General features: G+C 44.0%; 2 protein-coding genes, 1 pseudogene and 1 other annotated feature. Of the genes and pseudogenes, 1 reads left to right on the forward strand and 2 read right to left on the reverse strand.

The annotated features are described in order from the left end of the window. Positions 1–633, reverse strand: a pseudogene (locus QTO00_RS19085) (anthranilate synthase component I); the annotation flags it as partial. Positions 634–758: 125 nt separating this feature from the next. Then, positions 759–861, reverse strand: a sequence feature (Trp leader region). Further along, on the reverse strand, positions 808–933 hold the full coding sequence (locus QTO00_RS19090; RefSeq protein ID WP_038207374.1) for a trp operon leader peptide: 126 nt from the start codon (positions 931–933) through the stop codon (positions 808–810). Its footprint overlaps the feature before it by 54 nt. Positions 934–1,015: 82 nt before the next feature. On the opposite strand from QTO00_RS19090, the gene rnm reads away from it, so the two are divergent. Further along, positions 1,016–1,878 (forward strand): RNase RNM (gene rnm, locus QTO00_RS19095; protein ID WP_331426159.1); only part of this gene is annotated, 863 nt, incomplete at its 3' end.

The raw sequence follows: 1,878 nt of genomic DNA on the forward strand, positions 1-1,878 counted from the left end.
TGCGGTTTTACAGTTGTTACCAGCAAACAGGGTTGCTTGTAATTCGCAAGATTGCTTTTGGTGGTCAACAACCAGTAAGGTTTCAGCAACGTAAAAGACGTAGTCAGGACACTGGTTTGAAGGCTTAGCGTCGCCGAGCGGTTCAAAGTTTGCCACTAAGTCGTAAGCGAACAAACCACCAATAAAGATCGCATGCTTGTGCAGGTCAGCGATATCAAAGCTGTGCTGAATTAGACGCAGAGCATCAAAGGAGGATGCCTCACGAAGACGTGAATCCTCATCTAAGGTGTTGCACGGTTCGCTGTAGTTTAAAACCAGTTCACTACCGTTAAACGTATGCTCGATGTTAGGCGTAATGTTATGCGTAAGGTGAGCCAGTAGGTTTTTACCGTTATCGGTCAGTGCTGTCATTGTAACTGTATGACCGTAACAAACGATGCGTACTGCTGAATCAACGATAAGAAGGCTTTGTAGATCCTGTTTAGAATCAATCTCGGCAGATTCTAATAGCAGGCTGTCAGTTTTATTCTCACACAGAGTATGAAATAGCTGAGTAGGATCTTGAGCGTAAGGTGCTGATGTACGAATTAGCTCAATGTCACCTAGCTTTTTGATTTCTATGGCCTTGTTCACAAGACCTCCTTTTGTATTAATTTTTCTTCCTGCCGTACATAGTCGCATAAAGCATACGGTCGCCCAATCAAGATTTGGTTATATTTGACCATTGTTTAAGCACTTGGGTGTGAGGCAGATTACAAAACAAAAAGCCCGCTATCGTAGCGGGCTTTGAAACATGAATTCTATGAATTAAAAGTACACGTTAGCCCACCAAGAACTTGTCCAAGTGCGCCACCAAGCAAGCTCGGCTGAACTATTATTCATAACGTCAGCAGTAACTTTTACTTTATGGTTTTGCTTGATGTCTTGTAACATAGTGAGCCTTAAGTCAGGTACTTCGTATTTGTGTACTAGTTAACTAGTGCAGAGGTAAAAAGTCAACTAAAAAAATATAATTATGAGAATTGATTTACACAGTCATACGACCGCCTCAGATGGAAGACTGCCTCCAAACGAACTCATTGATAGAGCGCTAAGCTTTAATCTCGATGTGTTAGCCATTACTGATCACGATACAGTTGATGCCCTTAACGTGGCGCATCAGTACATTCAAGACAATCAATTGCCACTTAAGCTGATTAATGGCATTGAAATTTCTACTGTGTGGCAGAACAAAGATATTCACATTGTTGGGCTGAACATTGACCCACAATCAGCGGCGCTTAACGATTTAATCAACCAGCAACAGCGCCACCGTGAGTCACGAGCTGAGTTGATTGCTCAACGCTTAGAGAAGGCGACTCGTGAAGGTGTGCTGGAGGAGGTCAAGTTGATTGCGGGCGAGGCCCCGATAACACGAGCTCATTTTGCTAAGTGGCTAGTGGATAATGGCTACGTCAAAACCATGCAGCAAGTGTTTAAGAAGTACTTAACGCGTAATAACCCAGGTTATGTACCGCCAAATTGGTGCTCGATGCAAGATGCCGTCGAAGCGATACATGCTGCGGGCGGACAAGCTGTATTGGCTCACCCGGCCCGTTATGACCTTACGGCTAAGTGGACTAAACGATTGATCAGTGCCTTTGTTGAAGCTGGTGGGGATGCAATGGAAGTTGCGCAACCTCAACAAGCACAACAAGAAAGGCGCAACTTGGCTGATTATGCTATACAATACAATCTATTAGCCTCTCAAGGCAGTGACTTTCATTATCCTTCTCCTTGGATGGAGTTGGGACGAAACTTATGGCTTCCCTCAGGCGTAGAACCTGTATGGAAGGATTGGGGTATTGAGCCTTCAAAACAATTAACTATAGAGTCGTG

The sequence above is a fragment of the Vibrio sp. M260118 genome (genome assembly GCF_036533755.1).
Lineage (GTDB): Bacteria > Pseudomonadota > Gammaproteobacteria > Enterobacterales > Vibrionaceae > Vibrio.

What these genes read in the sequence shown, in the direction of transcription:
- QTO00_RS19090 (WP_038207374.1), bottom strand. Translation starts at nt 933, where the DNA reads ATGTTACAAGACATCAAGCAAAACCATAAAGTAAAAGTTACTGCTGAC.